Source organism: Arthrobacter sp. CAN_A1 (assembly GCF_015751665.1).
Lineage (GTDB): Bacteria > Actinomycetota > Actinomycetes > Actinomycetales > Micrococcaceae > Arthrobacter_D.
The window spans coordinates 40,508-64,905 of record NZ_JADOUR010000014.1 but is presented as its reverse complement, the minus strand read 5'-3'; the positions used below and the strand labels follow the sequence as shown (position 1 = coordinate 64,905).

Below are 24,398 nucleotides of genomic sequence, written 5' to 3'. Positions count from 1 at the left end.
GCAGCCATGCAGTACACTTGGAATATCCCCCACACCGGTATTCCCTTAAAATTCCGCCCATTTTGCTGGGCTGGATAGGTTGTGTTGGGGCTCGCAGAGTAAGCATGCGGGCAGATTCATCAGGGAGCGCCGGCTAGAAGAAAACGTCATACAGACCGCTGAGATAGCGGCCGCCAGTTATGACGCGAAATCCTGCCGCGGGATTGAAACAGTGCCGGATTTCTATGTTCATGGGCTGGAATCATCCTTTAATTCCAGCTCTCCGGCATCTACCTGAAGGTCATTCCCTCATGCCAGAAAATAACACTCCCGAAACTCTTGTAGCTCCCGACGTCGTGGATGCTCCCCAGAACGTCGAAGCTCCTGACGCCGACGACATCAAATTCACCGACTTTGGTCTTGACGGCCGCGTGCTGGCAGCCCTGAGCGATGTCGGCTACGAAAAGCCTTCCCCCATCCAGTCCGCCACCATTCCGGTGCTGCTGGAAGGGCGCGACGTCGTCGGCCTCGCACAGACGGGTACCGGCAAGACCGCAGCATTCGCGATCCCGGCACTGTCCCGGATGGCCGAGCTCGCCGACCTGAACGGTCCCAGCAAGTTCACGCAGATCCTGGTGCTCGCACCAACCCGCGAACTGGCGCTGCAGGTTGCCGAGGCTTTCGCCTCCTACGCCAAGCACATCGATAACTTCACGGTCCTGCCGGTCTACGGTGGAGCGCCTTATGGTCCTCAGCTTGCCGGCCTGCGCCGTGGCGCACAGGTAGTGGTGGGCACCCCAGGCCGTGTCATCGACCACATCTCCAAGGGCTCGCTCGACCTGTCCAACCTTCAGTACCTGGTGCTGGATGAGGCCGACGAGATGCTCCGCATGGGCTTCGCCGACGACGTCGAGCAGATCCTGTCCGGTACCCCTGACGACAAGCAGGTGGCGCTGTTCTCGGCAACGATGCCTAGCGCCATCCGCCGCATTGCGTCGAAGTACCTGAACAACCCAGCCGAAATCACGGTCAAGGGCAAAACCTCGACCGGCACCAACACGCGCCAGCGCTTCCTGCAGGTCATGGGCCCGCACAAGCTGGACGCCCTGACGCGCATCCTCGAGGTCGAAGACTTCGACGGCATCATCGCGTTTGTGCGCACCAAGATGGCAACCGAAGACCTGGCGGACAAGTTGCGTTCACGGGGCTTCCAGGCTGCAGCAATCAACGGTGACATTCCCCAGCAGCAGCGCGAGCGGACCATTGAAGGTCTCCGCGACGGCAAGTTCGACATTCTGGTAGCTACCGACGTCGCGGCCCGCGGGCTCGACGTCGAGCGGATCTCCCTCGTGGTCAACTACGACATCCCTCACGACACCGAGTCCTACGTGCACCGCATCGGCCGCACCGGCCGCGCGGGCCGTTCAGGCGATGCGATCCTCTTCATCACGCCGCGGGAGAAGTACCTGCTGCGCTCGATCGAAAAGGCAACCCGCCAGCCTGTGGAGCAGATGCACCTGCCATCCTCCGACGCCGTCAACGCGCTGCGGATGAACAAGTTCGCGGAGCGCATCACCGAGACCATCGCCACCGAAGACGTATCAATCTTCCGTGACCTGATCTCCAGCTACGAGACCGAGCACAACGTGCCGGCCACCGAGATCGCAGCAGCCCTCGCCGTCATGGCGCAGGGTGGCAACCCGATCCTGGTCAAGGACATCCCGGTTGCACCAGCAGGGCAGAAGGAACGGGCTGCGGGCCGCAAGGATGGCTTCGGCTCACGCGGCCCCACCCGCAGCCTGACCGAGGGTAACGCCACCTACCGCATCGCTGTAGGACGTCGCCAGCGGGTCATGCCCGGCTCCATCGTGGGCGCCATTGCCAACGAGGGCGGCCTGTCCTCAGCTCAGATCGGTGGCATCGACATCCGCGCCGACCACACCCTGGTGGAGCTGCCAGCGGATCTGTCCAAGGACCAGTGGCGTGCACTGTCCAAGACCCGCATCGGTGGCGAGCTGATCCACCTCGAACTGGACAAGGGCCGCAAGCCAACCGGCGACCGCGACGGTTTCAAGAAGCCGTTCAAGAAGCGTGAGGGCGAAGGCGGCGGGTTCAACAAGGACCGCGGGCACGACGGCGGCTTCCGCTCCGGCGGTCACAGCGCCGGCGACGGTGCCCGTAAGGAACGTCACGGTAAAGGTGCTGGCGCAGGCACCACCCAGCGTCGCGACAAGTGGTAATTTAGTACCTGATTGATTTCGTCAGATCCCCGGTTTTCCGGGGATCTGACGGTGAAATCAGACTCCGGCCCGAGCGGCCGGAAGCTGATTTCGTGTAGGTGGCAGAAGCTGGTAAAGTTTTCTGCTGTTGCCCCCCTAGCTCAGTGGTAGAGCGCGTTCTTGGTAAGAACGAGGTCACCGGATCGATTCCGGTGGGGGGCTCTCAAGTGGGAGACCCGCAAGCAGGCCAAACGGCCCGGCTGCGGGCACACTCATTTGTGGCGGTGTAGCTCAGCTGGTTAGAGCGCACGACTCATAATCGTGAGGTCCCGGGATCGAGTCCCGGCACCGCTACAGACAGAGCAGGTCAGAGGCTAAGAGCCGCTGGCCTGCTTTCTTTTGATGTGGGCCCGCCGGGCCGGCGCCCCTGCCATCAGCATCCTTATAGGATGGGTCGAGCACACCGGCATTGCCCACCACCCCAGTACGCGGCGCACGAAACGGATGGAACCCATGACAGACAATGACTCCGAGTGGGGACCCTCCGACAATCCTGAGGACTTGCCGACCCGCGCCCGACGGCGCCGCGCCGCCGTGACCGACCCGGGCACCGGGCCCATCTCCGAGGTCCCGCGCTTCGCCGACAGGGTTGCCCCGCCTGAAGCTGCTGAAAGTGAACCTGACGTCACGGCACCCCCGGTGACGTCAGTGCCCATGTCCTCTCCGGCAGCACCAGCACCAGTGCCAAGTGCTCCAGCGTCGGCCGCTGCTCCGGCGCCGTCTGCGACCCAGCAGGCACAGCAGCCAACCAGCCGGAAGTCCTTCCTTGCCGCCGACACCTCGCGGGTCCCGGCAGATACCGGGCTGAGGGGTTTCCTCACCCGACTGGGCATCCGGATCCCCCCGTCCAAGCGGGAACTCCTGGAACGTGCCAACACCCGCGCCGTGAGCCAGCACTGGCCCGGTCCCCGAACCATCTCTGTGGTCAACGGCAAGGGTGGCGCCAACAAGACTCCCACCACGGTGATGCTGTCCTCCGTGTTCGCCCGGAACGGCGGAGGCCCGGTCCTGGCCTGGGACAACAATGAGACCCGGGGCACCCTCGGCTGGCGTACCGAGCAGGGCCCGCACAGCGCCACCGTCATGGACCTGCTCCCGCAGACCGATCAGCTGCTGGCTCCCTCGGCACAGTCCGCACTGCTGGCCCGCTACGTGCACCACCAGACCGAAGACAAGTACGACGTGCTGCGCTCCAAGCCCGACGTCCTTGCCTCCGAGCAGGAGGTCACCGCCGACAATTTCGACGACCTGCACGAGGTTGCGTCGAAGTACTTCAGACTCAACATCGTCGACTCCGGCAACGACGAAACAGCCGAGCGCTGGCTGCGGATGATCCACCACACCGACCAATTGGTGATCGCGACCACCACACTCGAAGAGCACGCGGAGGCCGGCGCCCTGCTCCTGGAGGCTCTGCAGGCCCGTGGGGGTCGGTACGCCGAGTTGTCACAGAACGCCGTGGTCGTCGTGAGCCAGTCCGACAAGAACGGCACCGCTGCGCAGGCGCAGGAGATTGCTGATGGGTTTGGGCAGCTCGCCCGCCGGGCCGTGACCATTCCGTATGACGCGGCGCTCCACAAGGGCCGCATCCGCTGGGGCTCCCTGCGGCCGGCGACACAGCGCGCCTGGCTGTCAGCCGCGGCAGCGGTCGCCGAGGGACTCTAGTCCCCAGGGCCCTCCGAGTTAGACAGCTTGCTTATTGTCTAGGGTGTTCATAGTGTTGGGGTGTACGACATCGACGTTCTGAACACAGGAGGAAGCATGTCCCCCCACAACATTTCCGGCAAAAAAGTCGCGTTCCTGCTCACTGACGGAGTGGAGCAGATTGAACTCACCAGCCCCTGGGACGCAGTCAAGCAGGCCGGCGGAGAACCGGTGCTGGTTGCCCCGGGCGCCGGCACGGTCCAGGGCTACAACGGCACCGACAAGGGCGATACGTTCACCATCGACCTCGCGGTAGCTGACGCCAGCGCTGATGACTTCCACGCGCTGGTACTCCCGGGCGGCGTCGTCAACGCCGACCACCTTCGCGTTGACAAGGATGCTCAGGAGTTTGCCCGGGCGTTTTTCGCCCAGCACAAGCCGGTTGCAGCGATCTGCCACGCACCCTGGCTACTCATCGAGGCGGGGGTGGTCAGCGGCCGCGACCTCACCTCGTATCACACCCTCCAGACCGACCTCCGCAACGCGGGAGCCAACTGGACCGACGACGAAGTGGTCACCGACCAGGGGTTCGTCACCAGCCGCACCCCCGATGACCTCCCAGCGTTCAACGACAAGATGATCGAAGAGATCGCCGAGGGCGAGCACGCGGGGCAGACCGCTTAACTGCACCAGGCAGCTGCGCCATCATGGCATTGACTGAAGGACCGGCGGGGAACCGCCGGTCCTTCAGTGCATTCGGGGTCGCATTCCCTTGGGTGTCTACAGTTGAGGGATGGGCGACGGACGGTTCCTCTGCAGAGGCGTGAGCTGGCACCGGGAAGGGCCTGTACTCGCGCTGGCTACCCCCGATGGCGCCCAGGAGGAGCTGAAGCTGCCGCTGGGAGGAACCACGAGTCGGGAGGACGTCGACCTCGGCTTCCGGGTGCTGAGCGGTTACGGTGAGCGGCATTGCCTCGGGTTTCACCGCGTGTATGGTCCGGACTCCCGGGACCACACCGCCTGCCCGCAGCAGGCCACCGCCGAGCGCGGCTACCAGTGCGGCAGGTGCTTTGCACGCGATGATCTGCGGTTCATGCACGATGTGCACCGGTCGGGCATCGCCCCCGATGGATTGTTGAGCTACCTCGCTCAGGAACACTGGCTGTACGTCGCGACCTTCGCCGACGGTGTCTCCAAGATCGGTACCGCGTCGAATCTGCGCAAGTGGCATCGACTGGCTGAACAGGGCGCCGTCGTCGCACGCTACGTTGCCTGTGCCGACGACGGCCGAATCGTGAGGGTGCTCGAGGACGCCGTCACCCGCGAAGTGGGCCTGGCGCAGGCCGTCCGGTCGTCGGCGAAGACCGCGGCGCTGGCGTCCCCGCGCACCGGGCCTGTCCTTGAGGGAATCAATGCCGAATTCGCCGGGAGCGTCAGGGGTCTGCTCCACGACGGGCTGGATATCTCCGGGTTCCGGGTGGTGGACGAGCGGTGGGAGGCGCCGTCGTCGTGGTCGCAGGTTCTTTCAGCAGCGGGTGCGCAGCTGTACCCTCACAACCTGGCCACCGGAGAGCACGGATTCCGGGTGAAGGCACTGGTGGGTCCCACCGCGCTGACGTTCATTCGCGGATCGGACGTACCCTTCCTCGCCGATCTGTCCCGGTTGAAGGGGCAGCGGATCGAATTGGGAAGGTACCGGTCGGTGGTGCCCGAGGTCCAGGCCGCGCTGTTCTAGTGCGCGCCGTTTACTCGGGCGTCACGTACGCGCCGGAGATTCCCCCGTCCACTAGGAAGGTGGATGCGGTAATGAAGGAGGAATCGTCGCTGGCGAGGAACGCTACCGCCGCGGCGAGTTCATCCGGTTCAGCGAAGCGGCCCAGCGGAACATGGATGAGGCGGCGGGCGGCTTTCTCTGGGTCCTTGGCGAAGAGGTCCTTCAGGAGGGGTGTATTGACCGGACCCGGGCACAGTGCGTTGATGCGGATGCCCTGGCGGGCAAACTCGACGCCCAGCTCCCGGCTCATGGCCAGGACCCCTCCCTTGGATGCACTGTAGGAGATCTGGGACGTTGCGGCGCCCATAACGGCGACGAACGACGCCGTGTTGATGATCGAGCCTTTGCCCTGGGCCTGCATGTAGGGGATGGCGTATTTGCAGCAGTAGAAGACCGAGGTGAGATTCACTTCCTGCACTCTGCGCCAGGCATCGATGCCGGTCTCCAGGATCGATCCGTCGGCGGCGGGGGAGATGCCGGCGTTGTTGAAGGAAATGTCCACCCGCCCGTAGGTCTCGTTAGTGGTCGTATAGAGGTTTTTGACTTCCTCTTCGTTTGTCACATCAACTTTGACGAAGAGGCCGCCGACTTGTTCGGCGGCACGAAGGCCGGCTGTCGGGTCCACATCGGCGATGACGACATGCGCCCCTTCGGCGGCGAACCTGCGGGCAGTTGCCAAACCGATGCCGCTGGCGCCGCCAGTGATCACGGCGCTGCGGCCCTCGAGGCGGTTGGAGATGGTTTGCTGGGTCATTTCTGGCTCCCTTATGTTGATGTCGGAGTCACGGGTGGGTGGCGATGAAGACGTTTTTTGTTTCTGTGAAGGCGTCCAGGGCGTCTGGGCCAAGTTCGCGACCGAGTCCTGACTGCTTGAAGCCCCCGAAGGGTGTGGAGTACCGGACCGAGGAATGGGAATTCACTGAGAGGTTCCCGGAGTCCAGGCCGCGCGCCATCCGCAGCGCGCGGCCAATGTCCCTGGTCCAAATGGACCCCGAAAGCCCGTAGATGGAATCGTTGGCAAGACGGAGTGCATCGGTTTCATCGGCGAAAGGAACGACGGCGACGATCGGTCCGAAAATCTCCTCGCGCATCACCCTGTCCTCCCGGGAAGGTGTCAACACCGTTGGTGGAAACCAGAATCCCTTACCGTCCGGTGCGTTCCCCTGGAACGCGATGGAACTGCCGGAAGGCAGGAAGCCGGAAACGGTGTGCCGTTGCGCGGCGGAGATGAGCGGTCCCATGAACGAGTTCTCGTCGCGGGGGTCACCGACCTTCAGCGACTTCACCACTGGTTCCAGAAGCTCGAGGAACCTTTCGTACACGGTGTCCTGAACGAGGATTCGGGAGCGGGCGCAGCAGTCCTGGCCGGCGTTGTCGAATGCCGCCCCGGGCGCGGCAGCGACTGCTTCCTCGAGGTTGGCGTCCCCGAAGATAATGTTGGCGCTCTTGCCCCCAAGTTCCAGGGTGACCGGTTTTACCTGCTCGGCGCAGCCGGCCATGATCCGTTTACCTACCGCGGTCGAGCCGGTGAACACCACCTTCCGCACGGACGGGTGGGTGACGAAACGCTCTCCCACCACCGAGCCCTTACCCGGGATGATCTGCAGAACTCCCTCTGGAAGGCCAGCTTCCAGGGCGAGCCGTCCGATCCGCAGCGCGGTCAGCGGGGTCACCTCCGCGGGCTTCAGGACAACAGTGTTGCCGGCGGCCAGTGCGGGAGCAAAACCCCAGGCTGCGATGGGCATCGGGAAATTCCAGGGCACGATCACGCCGACGACGCCGAGAGGTTCGTGGAAGGTGACGTTGATTCCGCCGGCCACTGGAATCTGTTGGCCGAGGTGGCGTTCCGGCGCGGCGGAGTAGTAGTTCAGCACATCCCGGACGTTTCCTGCCTCCCATCGGGCATTGCCGATGGTGTGACCGGCATTCCGGACCTCCAGTTGGGCGAGGTTTTCCAGATCGTCGTCCACCGCCGCGGCAAAACGGCGCAAGAGCATTCCGCGGTCGGCCGGGGCGACATGTCGCCAGGTCTCGAAAGCCCGCGCCGCTTTGGCTATCGCCTGGTCAGTGTCCTGGAGGCTGGCCAGGGAAACGGTCTCGATGATCTCTTCGGTGGCCGGGTTCACTACGTCACATGTGTTGGTCGACATTGATGGTTCCCTCCGTTCGTGTTCTGGAGTAGGTACGGGCGGCTTCGATGAATCCCTCAAACAGCCGGAGGTCACCTGGATCCTGCTCGGGATGGAACTGCACCCCGAGGACCCACCCTCCTGACGTCGTTTCGACGGCTTCGACGGTCCCGTCGGCCGCTGTTGCGGTGACGCGGAGTCCGGCGGCAACCTGGTCGAGAGCCTGATGGTGATAACAGGGGGCTGTGGCCCGCGGTCCCAACAGGGCTGCGCTGATACTTTCGGGCGTCGTCGTGAACTCGACACGTCCGAAGACGCCGGGCGCGGGTTGGTATCGGGAGTCGGGCAACACGTCCGGGACATGCTGAATGAGCGATCCACCGAGGGCGACGTTGAGAATCTGGGCACCACGGCAGATGGCGAACAACGGCAGTTCCACCGCCATTGCCGCGCGCGTTAGGGCGAGGTCATGGCTGTCCCGGGAGGGTTGCGCGAGGGTCAGTGCATGCGGCTCGGCGCTATAGTGTTCCGGGCCGACATCGGTCCCGCCAGCGATGATCAATCCGTCCAGCAGATCGACGATAGAAGGGTCGGAGCCGACGGGTGGGAGTAGCACAGGGGTTCCCCCCGCAGCGACGACTGCCTCCACATAGGTGCCTGGAAGGAGGGCGGCGTCAGCAGTCCACACTCCCCACGCGGCCTCCTGATAGTAGGTGGTCAGCCCGATCCGGGGGCGGTAGGGTTCAGAGGCGTTCAAAGACACGCCTCCGCTCCCAATCCGTGACGGCACTGTCGTAGGCTTTCAGTTCGACCCCGGCGGCGTGCACATAGTGGTCAACGACCTCGTCGCCAAAGGATTTCCGGGCAATCTCGCTGGCCGCCAGCAGCTCACGGGATTCGCGCATAGTTGTGGGGATCCGGTCTGCCATGGACTGGTAGGCGCTGCCCTGGGTGACGGCTTCAAGCGGGAGCTCGTTTTCGATGCCATGGATGGCCGCGGCGATGAGTGCAGCGGCAGCGAGGTAGGGGTTGACATCGCCGCCGCCCACGCGGTTTTCCACCCGGAGGCCGGCACCGTGTCCGACCACCCGCAGCGCACAACTGCGGTTGTCCAGGCCCCACGCTATCGCGGTGGGCGCGAAGCTGCCTTCAACGAACCGTTTGTAGGAGTTGATATTGGGGGCCAGGAAGTAGGCCATTTCCTTCAGGGAGGCCAACTGGCCTGCGATGAAGTGTTCCATGATGGGGCTGAAGCCGTGCTCGCCGTCGCCAGCGAGCACGGGCTTCCCGTCGAGGTCGGTAAGGCTGAAGTGGATGTGGCAGGAATTGCCTTCACGTTCGTTGTACTTGGCCATGAAGGTGATGCTCTTGCCCTGCTGGGCGGCGATCTCTTTGGCCCCGTTCTTATAGAACGCGTGGTTGTCGCAGGCGGTTAGGGCCTCCGCATAGCGGAAGGTGATTTCCTGTTGGCCGTAGTTGCATTCACCCTTGGAGGATTCGACGATAAGACCGGCCTTTTCCATACCGGTCCGGATACTTCGGATGACCGGTTCCAGCTTTGCCGTGGCGAGGAGGGAATAGTCGATGTTGTATCGGGTGGAGGGGGTCAGACCTTCGTAGTTCGTCTTCCAGGCTTCCTCGTACGTGTCATCGAACATAATGAACTCAAGCTCGGTGCCGATATGGGCGCGGTAGCCCATCGCCTCGAGCCGTTCGATCTGTGCCCGGAGGATCTGCCGGGGTGACTGGCTCACCGGACGGCCGTCCGGCCAGAGGATGTCGCATTGGATCATGGCCGTGCCCGGCAGCCAGGGGACCAGCCGGAGCGTAGAGACATCGGGTCGCATGGCCATGTCCCCGTAGCCGTTCTCCCAGGAGGACATCGCGTAACCGTCGACGGTGTTCATTTCCACGTCAACAGAGAGCAGGTAATTGCAGCCCTCCGCCCCGTGACCCAGGACATCCTCCAGGAAGGAACGGGCGCCGCAGCGTTTGCCCTGAAGGCGCCCCAGCGAGTCGGTGATGGCAACCACCACGGTGTCAATCTCGCCTTCGGCCACCAGCTTCCGCAACTCATCAATGCCCAGTGGTGCCTGCGTCGTGCGTGTCTGATCTGTCATCTGATATCCGTTTCTTCGACCTGGGTTTTGGGTGGGAGGGTACCGCGGGACAGTGCGGTCTTCACTTCTTCAGTTCAGCCTCGGCAGCGGCCAGCTGTGCAAATTCCTCTTCGGGGGCGCCTGCGACGATGCGGTGGCGGCTGTACAGCCCGTAGTAGAGAAGTGCCGCACCAAAGATTCCGGCGGTGATCGACGCTGCGAGCACATCGACGACGAAGGTAGCGACGACGGCAACGGAGGCAAGGATCAACGCGATGGAGGTGGTTACAACTCCGCCGGGGGTCCGATAGCCCCGAGGAAGGTCGGGTTCCTTCCTGCGCAGCACAATGTGGGAGAGGTTGAGCAGGACGTAGGAAACGGTGGCGCCGAAGACGGCGATGTTGATCAGGAGCCCGCCGTTGCCGGTGGTCGCAGCAAGGATGAATCCGATAGTGCCCGGGATGATCAGCGCCCAGTACGGCGTGTGCCGCTTCCCGGTCAGCGACAGCCATCGGGGAAGATACCCAGCGCGGGAGAGGGCGAACAACTGGCGGGAGTATGCGTAAATGATCGAGAAGAAGCTGGCCACGAGACCTGCGAGCCCGGCGTAGTTCACGAATTCCGCGAGGATCGAGTTTTCCCCATACACCAGGCGAAGAGCCTCCGGGAGCGGGTTGTCTGAGGTGCTCATAGCCTCAGATCCGCCCGCACCCGGCACCAGAATGAGCATCAGGGCGCCGAAGACCACCAGGATCAGCATGGCGGCGATGATACCCCGGGGCATGTCCTTTTTGGGGTCTGCTGTCTCCTCAGCGGCCAACGGAACACCTTCGATCGCCAGGAAGAACCAGATCCCGTAGACGATGGCGCCGATGACGCCGCTGATGCCCATGGGAAGGAACGCACTGGATGCGGAAGAACCGTCCGGGACGATGTCGAAGAGGTTTGCTGCGCTGACGTGTGGGAGCAGGCCAATCACTGCGGCTACCAACGCGATGACGGCGATTGCCGTGATAGCGAAAATCAGCCGGAGGGCCTCGCCTACACCGCGGAGATGGATGCCCACAAAGATGGCGTAGGTCACCAGATAGACGGGCCAGGAGTTGGTCAGGCCGAAGAGCCCCAGGGCCTCGACATAGCCACCAATGAAGATCGCAATCGCGGCGGGGGCTACCGCATACTCGATCAGCACAGCCATCCCGGTGGCGAATCCTCCGAGCGGGCCCAGCGCGCGGCGGGCGAACCCGTAGCCCGCACCGGCGGCAGGAAGTGTGGAGGACAATTCGGCCAAGCCGAAGACCATGCAGGTGTACATGATGCCCATCAAGACAAACGCGATGAGGAGCCCACCCCAGCCACCCTCCGCGAGGCCCAGATTCCACCCCGCGAAGTCTCCCGAGATGACGTACGCCACCCCAAGACCGGCCAGCAGCACCCACCCGGCCGCCCCGCGTTTGAGTTGGCGATGCTGGAGGTACGTTTCGTCGGAGCCCGGATGTTTCGATGGCATGTCGTTCCCTCTCCCAAGACGCTAATGGTCTTTTATTAGTCCATGAAGCTCGTCTCAGTGTGAGCCACATCACGAGCCACGTCAATGCTCGGCCGGGTATTCATTGGCTCATTTTTAGACCGGAATAGGATGGAGGCATGGAAGCCGAATCATTTGAGGGTGCCGCCCGGTTCCTCCGGCCGGTCAGGCAGGGAAACGCCTTTGAGGAGACGATCGAACGGCTCCTGCAGAACATCAAGCTCGGGATACTGGGGGCAGGGGACAAGCTTCCAGCCGAGCGCGAGCTGGCCGATCTGCTGGGGGTATCACGGGCAACCCTTCGAGAAGCCCTCGCCGAACTGCTCAAGGCCGGGTATGTCGAAGTCAAACGCGGACGCTACGGCGGCACCTATATCGCCCGGAACCGTGATTCGGGCCCGGAAGCGCGGCCCGACATCAGCGCCGAAGAAGTGGAGGATGTCCTGATCCTGCGTGGCGTCCTGGAGCCAGCCGCGGCGTCCCTGGCGGCCAAGGCGAAGTTGTCAGCTCCCCAACGCCGGCACTTACTCGACACCCTGGCGGAGGTGGCGGGGGCATCCGCTGCCGACTACCGGCCCAAGGATGCAAGGTTCCACGTGGCCATCGCCGAGGTCGGCGGCTCACCGAGCCTGGCCGCCGCGGTGGCTGACGCCCGCGCCAGGGTGAGCGACCTTTTGGACTGTATTCCCCTCTTGCAGCCTAACCTTGAGCATTCCAATCAGCAGCACCAGAAGATCGTCGACGCCATCCTGCGCGGTAACCATAAGGAAGCGTACGAGGCCACCGAGGATCACCTGCAGGGAACGGCCTCGTTGCTCCACGGTTTCCTGGGCGCCTCCCAAAGCTCCACCACTGTGTCTCCAAGGCGATCCGGACCTATCCATGGTGAGTGATGCGGTAAGCAACCGTGCTCAGGCTGAGCTGGGGTAGCCACGGGTAGTGCCCGATAGATACCGCACACCTGCCGGGCCTGCTCAATCCCGGTAGGCTTAACCTCATGCTGAATACCCCCTGGGACACCGGATCCGACCTGTATCGACGGCTGGTCATCACCGCACTCGTCCTGACGGGCGCCGGAATCCTGATCGCCGTGCTGGGGGCCATCACCGGAAGCAATGCGACAGTCTTCACAGGAATCCCGGTGCTCGTCGCAGGGCTGGTGACCCATCTGGCAGGCATGGTGGTGCGTGCGCGGGATGCCAGACGCAGGCACCAGGCGCGTACCCAGAAGAAGTAGCCCACTGCACTAGGCTGGAAACGAACCTTCACCGCATCCGTCAGGAGCCCCATGACCATCAACCCAGAGCTGCAGGGCCGCAGCTATCCTGCCGGCCCCGCCTACCTTGTGGGCCGCGAAAAAATCCGCGAATTTGCCCGCGCCGTGAAGGCCACCCACCCGTCGCATTACGAGGTGGAAGCCGCCCAGAACCTCGGTCACCGGGACCTGGTGGCCCCACCCACCTTCGCGATCATCATTGCGCAACTCGCTGACGCGCAGCTTATCAATGATCCCGACGCCGGCATCGACTTCAGCCGGGTGGTGCACGCCGACCAGCGCTTCATTCACCACCGGGCCATTGTGGCCGGTGATGAGTTGGTGGCGGAGCTCCACGTGGACACCGTCCGCGCGATGGGCGGCGGGGCCATGATCACCACCCGTGCCGAAATCTCGACCACCGACGGCGAAAAGACAGCCACCACCACGTCATCGCTGCTGGTGCGCGGAGAGGAACAGTAATGGGCATCGCTATCGCGGACCTCACCGTCGGCCAGGAAATCGGTTCCGCGACGATCGAGGCGACGCGCCAGGATCTGGTCAAGTACGCAGGGGCCTCTGGTGATTTCAACCCGATTCACTGGAACCAGGACTTTGCGCAGGGAGTGGGCCTGCCGGGCGTCATCGCCCATGGCATGTTCACCATGGGTGCAGCCGTCCAGCTGGTCACTGACTGGATCGGCGATCCCGCCGCCGTCGTCGACTACCAGACGCGGTTCACCAGGCCCGTCATCGTTGAGGACACGACGGCGCTCGGTACCCCCGGCGCCGTGATTGAGGTGGCCGGCGCAATTGGTGCAGTGGATCTGGACAATTCGACGGTCCGGGTGGACCTGACCGTGACGTCCTCAGGGCAGAAGGTGCTGGTCAAGGCCCAGGCAGTGGTGCACATCTGGTGACCCAGCTTGCACAGCTCACCACGGCCGGCGTCGGTGGCCCCGCCCGTACGTACATCGAGGCGCGGACCGAGGCGGAGATTATCGACGCCGTCCGGTCGGCCGATGCTTCCGGTGACCCGCTGCTGATCATCGCCGGCGGGTCCAACCTCGTCATTGCCGACGACGGCTTCGCCGGCACAGTGATACGGCTGGCCACGACCGGATTTGTGGTGAACGACGACGACGCCACGTGCGGTGGGGTGATGGTCAAGGCGGAGGCGGGCCAGCCGTGGGACGCCCTCGTTGAGTACACGGTGCTGCATGCCTTTTCCGGGCTGGAGGCCTTGTCCGGCATTCCTGGTTCCACCGGCGCCACACCGGTGCAAAACGTTGGCGCCTACGGTGCCGATGTCTCGCAGACCCTCGCCACGGTGCGCACCTGGGATCGCGAGACCAATACTGTTAAGTCCTTTACGAATTTCGAGTTGAAGTTCGGATACCGGGACTCGCTGCTGAAGCGGACCACCACCAACGGGTCGCCGAGGTTCGTGGTGCTGACCGTCGAGTTCCAGCTGGCGCTGGGACGGATGAGCGCCCCCGTGCGGTACGCGGAGCTGGCCCGGGAGGTGGGCGTTGCCATCGGGGAACGGGCCTACGCGAATGACGTCCGGCGTGCCGTCCTGAAGCTGCGCGGTGCCAAGGGGATGGTGCTCGACCCCCAGGACCGCGACACGTTCAGCACCGGCTCCTTCTTCACCAACCCCATCGTCGACGTCGAGACCGCCGCGACGCTGCCCGACAACGCTCCGCGGTATCCCACCGCCGTCGATGGAGAGGTCAAACTCTCGGCAGCCTGGCTGATCGACCAGGCGGGATTCGGGAAGGGTTTTGGGCTGGCGGAGGATGCCGGTTTTGCTGCGGCGGGCGGCCGTGCCTCCCTGTCAACCAAGCACACTCTCGCCGTCACCAACCGGGGAAGTGCCTCAGCCGCCGACCTTCTGGCCATCGCCGCCCTGGTTGCCGACGGCGTCGAGGACCGGTTCGGGATCCGCCTCCACCCCGAGCCCCTCCTGATCGCCTGCGCCCTCTAAGAGTCTTCAACGTCAAAAGACGTCAGCCGCTCAATGGGTAGAGCCTAGAGGTTACCGGTGGCGATCAGGAGCATCCGGCGCAGCGGCTCGGCCGCGCCCCACAGCAGCTGATCTCCCACGGTGAAGGCGCTGAGGTATTCCGGGCCCATCTCCAGTTTCCGGAGCCGCCCCACGGGGATGGCCAGCGAGCCGGTCGCAGCAACCGGGGTCAGCCCGGCCATCGTGGCTTCCTTGGTGTTGGGAATGACTGTGGCCCACTCGTTGTCGGCGTCGATGAGCCGCTCGATCTCGGCCAACGGTACATCTTCGGTAAGTTTCAGGGTCAGCGCCTGCGAATGGGACCGCATGGCCCCGATCCTCACGCACAGCCCGTCGAACGGGATCCGCGCGCCACCGACGCCATCGGTGCCCAGGATTTTGTTGGTTTCGGCGCCAGCCTTCCACTCTTCCTTGGACATTCCGTTGCCCAGATCGGCGTCGATCCAGGGAATGGCTGAGCCCGCCAACGGCACGCCAAACTGAGAGGCGTCCAGGCCCGGGTTGCGTTGCTGGGCCAGGACAGCCTGATCGATGGCCAGGATGGCCGACGCCGGATCCTCAAGGTTGGATGCCACGGCACCGTGGATCGAGCCAAACTGGTTCAACAGTTCACGCATATGACGGGCGCCGCCGCCGGAAGCCGCCTGATAGGTCATCGAGGTGCCCCACTCGACGAGGCCGTTGCTGAACAGGCCGCCCAGCCCCATCAGCATGCAGGACACCGTGCAGTTACCGCCGATGAAGTCGCGCACCCCCCGTGACAGGCCGGCGTCGATGACATCCCGGTTCACCGGGTCGAGCACGATGATGGAGCTGGACTCCATCCGCAGCGTTGACGCCGCGTCAATCCACAGTCCGTCCCAGCCGTTGTCGCGCAGCTTCGGGTAAACCTCTGCGGTGTAGTCCCCGCCCTGGGCGGTGACGATGATGGAGAGCTTGGCCAGCGCGTCGACGTCGTACGCGTCCTGCAGTGCGGGGGCGCCCTCGGCGAACCTCGGAGCCGAGCCGCCGGCGTTCGAGGTGGAGAAGAAGACGGGGTTAATCAGACGGAAGTCGCCCTCATCCTGCATGCGCTGCATCAGGACCGAGCCGACCATGCCCCGCCAGCCGATGAAGCCGACGCTGGGCGCAATTGAGGAACCGTTCACTGCAGAAGTCATGCTGCCAGTCTAGGTCAGCACGTCCGGGAGCCCTGATTGGTTACGAAGAGCTTCCCGGCCGTCGCCAGCTAGTCCCGGCCGCGTGTCCACAGGCTGATCCGGTACCGGGTGCCATTGGCGCCAGTGAGCCAGCCCTCATGGGGGGTTACGCCGTCGAGCTGCCAGTCCGGTCCCAGCGTTGGCGCGAACGTATCCCCTTTGGTGGTGGACTCGATCACCGTGACCACCGCGGCCTGGGCCACCGGCAGGGCGGCCTCGTAGATCTGCCCGCCGCCGATGATCCAGATCTGTTCGGCTCCGGGACTGCGCCGGGCCTCGGCGAGTGCGTCCTCGAGGGAGCCGACGACGACGGCGCCCGCCAGGTCACCGGCCTCGAGCGCGTGACGGCTCACCACTATGTTGGTCCGGTCCGGGAGGGGGCGGTATTTGGCGGGAAACGACTGCCAGGTGTGCCGCCCCATGATGACCGGGTGGCCGGAGGTGGTCCGCTTGAAATGCTCCATGTCCTCGGGGAGGCGCCACGGCATGCCGCCGTCCTTCCCGATGACCCCGTTCTCCGTCTGGGCCCAGATCATGCCGATGAACGGTTCCCGTCCAATGGCGTCGATGATGCCCCGATTGGCTGAACTCATACGGCGATCGGTGCCTTGATGGTGGGATGGTGTTGGTAATTCACCACGTCAAAGTCCTCCAGCGTGTAGTCGAAGATGCTCTCTGGTTTTCGGTTGATCAGCAGCTGCGGGTTGGGGTAGGGCTGCCGGGCCAGTTGTTCTTTCACCTGCTCGACATGATTGTCGTAGATGTGGACGTCTCCGCCGGTCCAGATCAGTTCGCCGGGAGCCAGCCCCACCTGTTGGGCGACCATCAGGGTCAGCAGCGCGTAGGAGGCAATGTTGAACGGTACGCCGAGGAAGGTGTCGGCTGAGCGCTGGTAAAGCTGGCACGAGAGCTTGCCGTCGGCGACGTAGAACTGGAAAAACGCGTGGCATGGGGGGAGTGCCATGTTGTGCAGCTCCGACACGTTCCAGGCCGAGACCAGGTGGCGGCGGGAGTCGGGATTGACCTTCAGCGCCTCGACTACCTGGGCGATCTGGTCGATGTGACCGCCGTCGGGGGTCGGCCAGGAGCGCCACTGGACGCCGTAGACGGGGCCGAGTTCGCCGTCGTCGCCGGCCCATTCGTTCCAGATTTTGACGCCGCGTTCCTGCAGCCAGGAGACGTTGGAATCGCCGCGGAGGAACCAGAGCAGTTCCAGTGCTACCGATTTGAAGTGCACGCGTTTGGTGGTGACCAGCGGGAAGGAGTCGGCGAGGTCGAAGCGCAACTGCCTCCCGAAGACACTGCGGGTGCCGGTGCCGGTGCGGTCGGATTTGACCGCTCCGTTGGCCATCACGTCGCGCAGCAGGTCCTCGTACGGGGTGGGGATGGGTTGTGAACTCACGCAATCCACTCTAATGGTTGCCACCCGCCTTTCCGCCGAGAGGCGAGCAGCGGTGGGTCAAACGGCCTCCGGCCAACCCAACAGCGAGGGCGGGGAGCTAGTCGTCGTAGGCCCTGAACTGCTCCACGGCGACGATGCGCCCGGGAGTTTTGCTGCTCACGTGGGAGATCAGCACCTCGCCGGGAGCGAGATACGGGTCATCCACCGGCAGTGCGGTGCCGAGCGACTCCGGCAGGTGGCGGCGAAGCACGCCGAAGACGAGCGGGAGCACCGGTCGGTGAGTGCACAGCGCAACCGGCCGGCGTTTGTCGAACAGCTTTTCCACAGTTGATCGGGCCTTGTCAGGCTTGCGTCCAGCATTCCGCTCGGTGATCGAATCGGCGAGCTTGAGCTTGATGTCCTTGGACTTCAGATACGGTGCGATGGTCTGGACGCACCGCTCCCAGGGACTGCTCACCACCCTCGACGGGCCCCACGCTTCGAGGAGCCGGCTTACCGCAGCGGCCTGACGACGGCCGGTTGCGGCCAGCGGACGATCCCCTTCAGCCCGGGTCCAGGAGGACCGGGGGGTGGCCTTCGCGTGGCGGACCACGATCAGCGGCCACGTCTCCAGCTGGTCGGCTTCGTGCGCCGCCAGCAGCGACTCGAGGGGCTCCCGATCAGTGGGATTGGTCAGCAATTCAGCGGCGCGGCCCGGGGCGACCCACAGGAACCTGTCCACCTCCTTGCCATCCGGATGCACCTCCATGCGCTCGGTGCGCGCCGCCCAGTAATACACCACCTTCGGCCCTGAGGCCACGGGGTAGATGGTCGACGCCAGGGGAATGCCCAAGGAAATCCTCAGGCCAACCTCTTCCTCGACCTCGCGGACAGCGCACTCGGGAGTGGTTTCGCCGGGATCCAGCTTGCCTTTGGGCCAGGACCAGTCCGCGTAGCGCGGCCGGTGAATCAGGAGCACCTCAAGCTGGCCCTGCTCTTTGCGCCAGCAAATAGCCCCTGCAGCGATGACCGACGGCGCCGTTTCCTCGGCGGGGGAAGCCCCCGCCCCATCAACAGACTCCATCAGTGGCGGACTGCCGACCGGTTGCGGGCACGGGACGCCAGCAGCCAGCTCTGAACATCGCTCAGCGGGGTACCAACGGCGTCCTTGTGGTGGCGGGTCCAGTTCCCCTCGTTGTCGAGGTGCCAGCTCGCCGTTCCTTCGTCCATGTACCGGTCGATCAGGGACATCAGGTAGCTGATGTCTTCGGCGGCACTGAGCTGCACCAGGGCTTCCACCCGGCGGTCGAGGTTCCGGTGCATCATGTCGGCCGATCCGATGAACACTGCGGGATCGCCGCCGTTGGCGAACGCGAACACCCGCGAGTGCTCAAGGAACCGGCCCAGGACGGACCGGACGGTGATGTTGTCGCTGAGGCCGGGAACGCCGGGGCGGATCGAGCAGATCCCCCTGACAATCACATCCACCGTCACGCCCGCCTGCGAGGCACGGTACAGGGCGTCAATGATGGCCTCGTCGACAATCGAATTGACCTTCACCACGACGCGCGCCGCCAGGCCAGCCTTCTGGTTGGCGATCTCGCGCTCGATCCGGTCGATCAGCCCGGAACGCACCGATCGTGGGGCCACCAACAGCCGTTTGAACGTGGATTTCGGTGCATACCCCGAGAGCTGGTTGAACAGCCGGGACAGGTCCTGGCCCACCTGCTCATTGGCGGTCAGCAACCCAAAATCCTCGTAATAGCGGGCGGTCCGCGGGTGATAGTTGCCGGTTCCGATGTGGCAGTACCGGCGGAGCCCGTCAATTTCCTGCCGGACCACCAGGGACAGCTTGCAGTGGGTCTTCAGCCCCACAATCCCGTAGACCACGTGCACGCCTGCCTGCTCCAGTTTCCTGGCCCAGGAGATGTTGGCTTGCTCATCGAAGCGCGCCTTGATCTCCACCAGGGCCAGGACCTGTTTGCCGGACTCGGCGGCGTCGATCAGCGCATCAACGATCGGCGAATCGCCCGATGTGCGGTACAGGGTCTGCTTGATCGCCTGCACCTTCGGGTCATTCGCTGCCTGCTCCAGGAACGCCTGGACCGAGGTGGAGAAGGAATCGTACGGGTGGTGCAGCAGAATATCCCGACGCCGCATGGCAGCGAACACGTTCGCCGCCTTCGAGGTTTCGCTCTCGTTCAGGTCACGGCTGGTGTGCGGGACATGCTTGGGATAGCGGAGTTCGCCACGGTCGATCCGGCCGATCACGCTCAATCCCCGGAGGTCCAGCGGTGCGGGCAGACCATACACCTCGTCCTCTTCCACCCCGAGCTCGCGGGACAGTAGGGCGCGGATGCTCGGGTTGATGTCGGTGGTGACTTCCAGCCTGACCGGCGGCCCGAACCGGCGCCGCAGCAACTCTTTTTCGAGAGCCTGCAGCAGGTTCTCGGCGTCGTCCTCCTCCACCTCCAGATCCTCGTTGCGGGTCACCCGGAAGGTGTGGTGTTCGAGCACTTCCATGCCGGGAAACAGCTGGTCCAGATGGACGGCAATGACATCTTCCAGCGGGATGAACCGTGCGGTGCGCCCGGTCACGTTGCCGGCACGCGGGCCGTCCACCGAGATCAGGCGGGGCAGCTGGTCGGGGACCTTGACGCGGGCGAAGAGTTCCTTTTCGCTGACCGGGTTGCGGACGACGACGGCGAGGTTCAGTGACAGCCCCGAAATGTAGGGGAAGGGGTGGGCCGGATCCACGGCGAGCGGGGTCAGGATGGGGAAGACCTTCTCGGCGAAGATCTTGTTCAGTTCGGCCCGGGCGGCGTCGTCGAGTTCGTCCCAGGTGGTCAGATGGATGTTTTCGGCGGCCAAAGCTGGCCGGATATTCTCGGCGAACACCGCCGCGTGGCGCTGCTGCAGCTTGTAGCCGTCGGCCATGATCTGTTCGAGCTGCTCGATCGGGCTCAGCCCCGCAGCCGACGGGACGGCCAGACCAGTGGCGATCCGCCGTTTCAGCCCGGCGACGCGCACCATGAAGAACTCGTCCAGATTGGACGCGAAGATGGAGAGGAAGCTGACGCGCTCCAGCAGGTACAGGTCGGGGTCCTCGGCGAGCTCAAGTACCCTGGCGTTGAAGTCGAGCCAGCTCGATTCGCGGTCAAGGAACCGGTCGGGCGTAATCGCGCCCTCCGGCAGCAGGCTGGGGGCGAATTCCGGGATGTCGATGCGGTCCTGGGTGGCGCGCGCGGGCGCGACCTCGGACGAGCCATACCGTGCCGGAACGCGTGCTGCGGTTTCGGATTCCATGGTGTCTCCTGACAGCGGGTGGGTTGCCGTCCTCCACCCCTCTCGCAAGGGGTTTAGCGGCATCAGGATCCACCTTACAAGCTAGCCCCGGCATCGAGCGGCGCATACATGACGTCAACGTCCCAGCGCGTGAACCCGAGCTTCCGGTAGAGCGCGACGGCGGCGGTGTTGTCAGCGTCGACATAGAGCATGATCGCCTGCAGTCCCAGCGAATGAAGGTGCTCAATCCCGGCGATGGTGAGCGCCTTGCCCAGCCCCATTCCCTGCGCCTCAGGAGTGACCCCGACGACGTACACCTCGCCCATCGCGGGGTGGTCACCGGACCGGGGATGCACCTTGGTCCAGTGGAAGCCGAGCAGCTGACCGTCGGCTTCACGCACCGCCAGCAGGAACCCCGACGGATCGAACCAGTCTTCGGCCATGCGCGCCTGAAGGTCCTCAAGCGTGGTTGAGCCTTGCTCGGCGTGGTGGACGAAGGCCGCCCGGTTGGCGGCGAGCCAGGCTTCCTCGTCGACACCGGGCTGGAAGGCGCGCAGGATGACGCCGTCGGGAAGGGTGACCGCGGCGGCGGTCTGGGCAAGCACCGAGGCTTCCAGAGCGGCCCGACTCTGTCGCATCCGCCACAGCTCCCGGACGGGAACGAACCCGTTCTTGGCCGCCAGGCTGACGGCTGCAGCGTGGTTGCCGTGGGACCAGGCACGCAACGCGGGCAAACCGTGGGCCTTGACGGCGTCGGCCAATGCACTTCCCACCCCCTGGCTGCGGTAGGTGGGCCGCACCACCAGTTCGATCACTCCGGCGTCGGCGTCGTCGTCAGTTCCCTCGCGGGGCAGGCTGACCACTGCCACCCCGGCCAGCTCTTCGGCGTCGTTGGAGGCGCCAGCGGGGTCTCCCTCGGCGGCGGCTGGCGAATCGTCGTCGACGGCGTAGGTAGCGAACACCAGCAAAGACTCGGGGTGGGCGCCAGCGGCCTTCAGGTTGACCAACGTCTGTTCCGACAGGGGCGGATTGCCGTCGGCTTCCGCTGCGGCTGCCGCGAGTCCGAGGATGTCCTGCAGGAGCCGGGGTTCGGGGGCGCCAGCGGTGTGGAGGATGGGCCAGGTGGGAAGGTGAGCTGTGGTCATGCAGCCAGCCTAACCCTCAACGGACTCAGCTGCGGGGGCCAATTTTGATGCGGCGCCGCTGGTGGGGTAGCGTAGGTGATCGTTCACGGGGGATGCACCAGTGGGGTGCCCGCGATACGTTCGACCCGTATGTCCTCCACTTTGAAGTAGCAAAAACCAGCAAGACCTGACGAAGTCCCTCCGCACGTGCGGAGGGACTTCGTCAGTTAAGTGGCGTGTTCGTGGGGGCGCGTTCCGGCGAGTCGAGCCTCAGGCGTCGACGGCCGGGCGTTCGTCAGTTGAGCGGCTCAGCGTGAACCGGTACCCCACGTTGCGGACCGTTCCAATCAGCTGCTCGTGGTCGGCGCCCAGCTTGGCCCGTAGCCGCCGCACGTGGACGTCAACAGTGCGGGTGCCGCCGTAGTAGTCGTAGCCCCACACCTCGTGCAGCAGCTGATCCCGCGTGAACACCCGACCCGGATGCTGCGCAAGATATTTCAGCAGCTCAAACTCCTTGTAGGTCAGGTTCAGCGGTTCTCCGCCCACCCGCGCCGTGTAGCTCGCCTCGTCGATCACGACGCCGGAAGCCCGGATCTCGTTGCTGGTCTCCGTCTGAGCCGAGCTGGACCTCGCGATGACGAGGCGGAGCCGTGCCTCCACCTCGGCGGGGCCCGCAGAGTCGAGGACGACGTCGTCGGCCAACCAGTTCGCTGCGACGGCCGCCATCCCACCCTCGGTGAGCACCAGCACCAGGGGGGCGCTCAGGCCGGTGGCCTTCAGGAGCTGGGTCAGCGATCGCGCGCCGACCATGTCCTTTCGCGCATCGACCATCACCACATCGCAGGGTTCGGTTTCGAGGAGCGCCGTCGGCTCGGCGGGCAGGATATGCACCTTATGGTTGAGCAGCTCGAGTGCGGGCAGCACACCCACGGACGAGCCGGGGCTGTTGGTCAACATCAGGATGTGCGGCATGTGTCCTCCATATATTCGGACGCGCATCATCGGGCGACTGGGTTGGGCCGACGGCGTAGATCATGTGCTCCGCAGCCCTTGCAGATTTGGTCCAGTATACCGGGTGTGATCCGCCGCACCCCGGCTCCGGCGTTTTCACTTGCCGGAGCTGTAAGGCAGTATTGCTCGGGTGAGAATGTGGAGCGTAGCCATCGCAGCGGCAGTTGCCGTCAGCTCAGTAGTGGCTGCTTCCTACGTCTCCCTCGGCGCCGTCGCGGGTGTTACGGCGGTGCTGATTCTCGTGTGTGCGGTGGGCTGGCCCCATGTGCTGGGCGTTCCCGCCAAGAAGAGCCAATCGACAATCATCGGACTCAGTGCACTGGCCGCCACGGCCGCCGCCCTGACCGTCCCCGACTCCGACGTCATGCGGTGGATGCCTGTTGCAACAGCACTCGGTCTCGGCGGGGTTTTCCTCATTCAGCTTTTCCGGGGGACCGGCCAGAGCCATCGCCTTGAGTCCACGCTCGGCGCCGGAGTTGGGGTGTTCCTGGCCTGCCTCGGCTCCGGCTGGGTTGCAGCCGACCGGTTGGCCGTCAACGCCGGCAATACCGGGATGATGCTGGTCACCGGGATCAGCGTGATGATCGCCCTCGCCGTATCGCTGTTGCCCTGGCCTGACCGCATCGTCGCACCACTGGGAACCGTGCTGGCTGCGATCGCTGGACCACTCGGCGCCATCCTGTTCACCGACGTGTCCGGGCTGGCCGCCGGCATCATCGGAGCGGTGAGCGGAGCCGTGGTGGTGTGTGCGCGCCGGCTGTTCCTGGCCCGCGACACGCCGGTCAATGTGGCAGCGGCCATGTCCATCGGCGTCGCGCCGATCCTGGTGATCGGCTCGCTCGTCTACTTCCTGGGCAAACTGCTCACCGCCTGACTCACTTCCCGGCCGGCCGCGCCGCTCTCGAACGGCAATGAGGTCGAGAGCTGCTAATACGTCGCGTTAGGATGGACGCATGTCGATTCTTGCGCTTGAAATCTTCTTCATTGGACTGCTGGTGCTCGCTTCACTGGCGATGGCCGGAGTAGCGGCACTGGTGATCAGCCGCCTGTACAAGGGCCAAAAGTAAGGCTGCCACCACGCCATGTCGTTTGAGATTCCCACCGACCTCACGCCCGAGTTGGTGCCGCTGTCCTGGCTGCTGGGTGCCTGGGAGGGTTCCGGCCGGCTCGGCGAAGGCTCCTCGGAGTCCGAGCACTTTGAGCAGCGCGTCACCTTCACCCAGAACGGGCTCCCGTACCTCCAGTACACGGCGGAAAGCTGGCTCACCGACGAGCAGGGCACCCGATTGCGCCCCCTCTCGGTGGAAACCGGATTCTGGGCGCTGGACCGGAAGCTGAACGACGCCGACGGCGGTCCGGGGCTGGAACCAGCCGACATCGTTCCGGCGCTGAAGAGTGCGGAAGAGGTGGAGCAGCTCCGCAACGCCGAGGACGGCTTTGATATCACCGCCACCATTGTGCATCCCGGCGGAATTGCTGAACTGTACTACGGCGTCATCAAGGGCCCGCAGATCCAGCTCAGCACCGACCTGGTGATGCGCGGGCAGAACTCCAAGGAATACACGGCCGCCACGCGGCTGTATGGTCTCGTGGAAGGCGACCTCTACTGGCGGTGGGACGTTGCCGCTGACGGCCAGCCGCTCAAGGCCCACGCGTCGGCCATTCTCAAAAAAGAATCCTGA

Annotated in this window: 23 protein-coding genes and 2 tRNA genes; 13 read left to right on the top strand and 12 right to left on the bottom strand. The window is 64.5% G+C overall.

Annotation, left to right across the window (positions count from 1 at the left end):
- The first annotated feature begins 290 nt into the window (after positions 1 to 290).
- The 6 genes from IWX62_RS14090 (at position 291) to IWX62_RS14065 (ending at position 5,637) form a co-directional block, all read left to right on the top strand.
- Positions 291 to 2,219 carry a DEAD/DEAH box helicase gene (locus IWX62_RS14090; protein ID WP_196842044.1) on the top strand — a complete coding sequence of 643 codons (1,929 nt, stop codon included), beginning with the start codon at positions 291 to 293 and terminating at the stop codon, positions 2,217 to 2,219.
- 129 nt (positions 2,220 to 2,348) lie between these two features.
- Positions 2,349 to 2,420, top strand: a tRNA-Thr gene (locus IWX62_RS14085).
- A 58-nt stretch (positions 2,421 to 2,478) separates the two neighbouring features.
- Positions 2,479 to 2,552 (top strand) — tRNA-Met (locus IWX62_RS14080).
- 159 nt (positions 2,553 to 2,711) lie between these two features.
- The gene (locus IWX62_RS14075; RefSeq protein ID WP_196842043.1) at positions 2,712 to 3,923 is read left to right on the top strand and encodes a MinD/ParA family ATP-binding protein; all 1,212 of its coding nucleotides are present in this window, start codon (positions 2,712 to 2,714) and stop codon (positions 3,921 to 3,923) included.
- Between the two features lie 96 nt (positions 3,924 to 4,019).
- Complete coding sequence (locus IWX62_RS14070; RefSeq protein ID WP_196842042.1) at positions 4,020 to 4,586, top strand: type 1 glutamine amidotransferase domain-containing protein; 567 nt, start codon at positions 4,020 to 4,022, stop codon at positions 4,584 to 4,586.
- Positions 4,587 to 4,695: 109 nt separating this feature from the next.
- Positions 4,696 to 5,637, top strand: a complete 942-nt coding sequence (locus IWX62_RS14065; protein WP_196842041.1) for a DUF2797 domain-containing protein — start codon at positions 4,696 to 4,698, stop codon at positions 5,635 to 5,637.
- Positions 5,638 to 5,647: 10 nt separating this feature from the next.
- Here IWX62_RS14065 and IWX62_RS14060 read toward each other — a convergent pair whose 3' ends face one another.
- From IWX62_RS14060 to eat, 5 genes are all read right to left on the bottom strand, one after another.
- Positions 5,648 to 6,430, bottom strand: coding sequence for a 3-oxoacyl-ACP reductase (locus IWX62_RS14060; protein WP_442859265.1), 783 nt, complete (start codon positions 6,428 to 6,430; stop codon positions 5,648 to 5,650).
- Positions 6,431 to 6,458: 28 nt separating this feature from the next.
- The gene (locus IWX62_RS14055) at positions 6,459 to 7,826 is read right to left on the bottom strand and encodes an aldehyde dehydrogenase family protein (protein ID WP_196842040.1); all 1,368 of its coding nucleotides are present in this window, start codon (positions 7,824 to 7,826) and stop codon (positions 6,459 to 6,461) included.
- Complete coding sequence (locus IWX62_RS14050; protein WP_196842039.1) at positions 7,807 to 8,568, bottom strand: gamma-glutamyl-gamma-aminobutyrate hydrolase family protein; 762 nt, start codon at positions 8,566 to 8,568, stop codon at positions 7,807 to 7,809. The genes IWX62_RS14055 and IWX62_RS14050 overlap by 20 nt, the downstream gene beginning before the upstream one ends.
- Positions 8,549 to 9,925 (bottom strand): glutamine synthetase family protein, encoded by a 1,377-nt coding sequence (locus IWX62_RS14045; protein ID WP_196842038.1) that lies wholly within the window; start codon positions 9,923 to 9,925, stop codon positions 8,549 to 8,551. Before IWX62_RS14045 ends, IWX62_RS14050 begins: the two co-directional genes overlap by 20 nt.
- Before the next feature lie 61 nt (positions 9,926 to 9,986).
- A complete protein-coding gene (eat, locus tag IWX62_RS14040) occupies positions 9,987 to 11,414 on the bottom strand; it encodes an ethanolamine permease (protein ID WP_196842037.1) in 1,428 nt (475 codons plus the stop codon).
- A gap of 137 nt (positions 11,415 to 11,551) precedes the next feature.
- Between eat and IWX62_RS14035 the strand changes: the two genes are divergently transcribed.
- The 5 genes from IWX62_RS14035 to IWX62_RS14015 all read left to right on the top strand — a co-directional run bounded on the left by IWX62_RS14035 (position 11,552) and on the right by IWX62_RS14015 (position 14,677).
- The gene (locus IWX62_RS14035) at positions 11,552 to 12,325 is read left to right on the top strand and encodes a FadR/GntR family transcriptional regulator (RefSeq protein WP_196842036.1); all 774 of its coding nucleotides are present in this window, start codon (positions 11,552 to 11,554) and stop codon (positions 12,323 to 12,325) included.
- A gap of 104 nt (positions 12,326 to 12,429) precedes the next feature.
- Positions 12,430 to 12,669, top strand: a complete 240-nt coding sequence (locus IWX62_RS14030; RefSeq protein ID WP_196842035.1) for a hypothetical protein — start codon at positions 12,430 to 12,432, stop codon at positions 12,667 to 12,669.
- Between the two features lie 51 nt (positions 12,670 to 12,720).
- Entirely contained in the window at positions 12,721 to 13,170 is a 450-nt protein-coding gene (locus IWX62_RS14025) for an FAS1-like dehydratase domain-containing protein (protein ID WP_196842034.1), read from the top strand.
- Positions 13,170 to 13,607: a MaoC family dehydratase gene (locus IWX62_RS14020; protein WP_196842033.1), complete on the top strand. Its 438-nt coding sequence runs from the start codon at positions 13,170 to 13,172 to the stop codon at positions 13,605 to 13,607. Before IWX62_RS14025 ends, IWX62_RS14020 begins: the two co-directional genes overlap by 1 nt.
- Positions 13,604 to 14,677: a UDP-N-acetylmuramate dehydrogenase gene (locus IWX62_RS14015; RefSeq protein WP_196842032.1), complete on the top strand. Its 1,074-nt coding sequence runs from the start codon at positions 13,604 to 13,606 to the stop codon at positions 14,675 to 14,677. The genes IWX62_RS14020 and IWX62_RS14015 overlap by 4 nt, the downstream gene beginning before the upstream one ends.
- A gap of 44 nt (positions 14,678 to 14,721) precedes the next feature.
- Here the strand turns inward: IWX62_RS14015 and asd are convergent, their stop codons facing one another.
- The 7 genes from asd to IWX62_RS13980 form a co-directional block, all read right to left on the bottom strand.
- On the bottom strand, positions 14,722 to 15,876 hold the full coding sequence (gene asd / locus IWX62_RS14010; protein WP_196842031.1) for an aspartate-semialdehyde dehydrogenase: 1,155 nt from the start codon (positions 15,874 to 15,876) through the stop codon (positions 14,722 to 14,724).
- Positions 15,877 to 15,944: 68 nt separating this feature from the next.
- Positions 15,945 to 16,508, bottom strand: coding sequence for a dihydrofolate reductase (locus IWX62_RS14005; protein ID WP_196842030.1), 564 nt, complete (start codon positions 16,506 to 16,508; stop codon positions 15,945 to 15,947).
- Positions 16,505 to 17,266: a thymidylate synthase gene (locus tag IWX62_RS14000; protein ID WP_333483441.1), complete on the bottom strand. Its 762-nt coding sequence runs from the start codon at positions 17,264 to 17,266 to the stop codon at positions 16,505 to 16,507. Before IWX62_RS14000 ends, IWX62_RS14005 begins: the two co-directional genes overlap by 4 nt.
- Before the next feature lie 148 nt (positions 17,267 to 17,414).
- On the bottom strand, positions 17,415 to 18,380 hold the full coding sequence (locus tag IWX62_RS13995; protein WP_196842028.1) for an NUDIX hydrolase: 966 nt from the start codon (positions 18,378 to 18,380) through the stop codon (positions 17,415 to 17,417).
- On the bottom strand, positions 18,380 to 20,602 hold the full coding sequence (locus tag IWX62_RS13990) for an RNA degradosome polyphosphate kinase (protein ID WP_196842027.1): 2,223 nt from the start codon (positions 20,600 to 20,602) through the stop codon (positions 18,380 to 18,382). The genes IWX62_RS13995 and IWX62_RS13990 overlap by 1 nt, the downstream gene beginning before the upstream one ends.
- A gap of 74 nt (positions 20,603 to 20,676) precedes the next feature.
- Positions 20,677 to 21,726: a mycothiol synthase gene (gene mshD / locus IWX62_RS13985; RefSeq protein WP_196842026.1), complete on the bottom strand. Its 1,050-nt coding sequence runs from the start codon at positions 21,724 to 21,726 to the stop codon at positions 20,677 to 20,679.
- A 249-nt stretch (positions 21,727 to 21,975) separates the two neighbouring features.
- Positions 21,976 to 22,677 carry a winged helix-turn-helix transcriptional regulator gene (locus IWX62_RS13980; RefSeq protein WP_196842025.1) on the bottom strand — a complete coding sequence of 234 codons (702 nt, stop codon included), beginning with the start codon at positions 22,675 to 22,677 and terminating at the stop codon, positions 21,976 to 21,978.
- Positions 22,678 to 22,852: 175 nt separating this feature from the next.
- Between IWX62_RS13980 and IWX62_RS13975 the strand changes: the two genes are divergently transcribed.
- Both IWX62_RS13975 and IWX62_RS13970 read left to right on the top strand, forming a co-directional pair.
- Complete coding sequence (locus tag IWX62_RS13975; RefSeq protein ID WP_196842078.1) at positions 22,853 to 23,590, top strand: hypothetical protein; 738 nt, start codon at positions 22,853 to 22,855, stop codon at positions 23,588 to 23,590.
- A gap of 208 nt (positions 23,591 to 23,798) precedes the next feature.
- Positions 23,799 to 24,398: an FABP family protein gene (locus tag IWX62_RS13970; protein WP_196842024.1), complete on the top strand. Its 600-nt coding sequence runs from the start codon at positions 23,799 to 23,801 to the stop codon at positions 24,396 to 24,398.